The organism is Neobacillus drentensis (genome assembly GCF_036965425.1).
Lineage (GTDB): Bacteria > Bacillota > Bacilli > Bacillales > Cytobacillaceae > Neobacillus > Neobacillus drentensis_F.
The window spans coordinates 1-210 of sequence record NZ_JBALPP010000108.1 but is presented as its reverse complement, the minus strand read 5'-3'; the positions used below and the strand labels follow the sequence as shown (position 1 = coordinate 210).

1 protein-coding gene is annotated in these 210 nt (G+C 31.0%); it reads right to left on the bottom strand.

Annotated features, from left to right (window positions below; translation table 11 throughout):
• A partial coding sequence (locus tag V7161_RS23480; RefSeq protein ID WP_335715275.1) for a DUF3311 domain-containing protein occupies positions 1 to 133 on the bottom strand: 133 nt, incomplete at its 3' end.
• Positions 134 to 210: the final 77 nt, after the last annotated feature.

Below are 210 nucleotides of genomic sequence, written 5' to 3'. Positions count from 1 at the left end.
TAACCACCCATAATACAATCCAAAAAAGAATAAAGGGCATACCCAAAATATATGGGTTAACTTTATTCACAAAAGGAATCCCTCCAAGAAATCCAATAAAAGGAATTATCGCCAAAAAACCAATTAACTTCAAAATTAGTCCTCCTCCTTTTTTCTTAAAATTAGTGATAACAGTCCAATCATGGGAAGAATAGAAATTATTAGTACAGA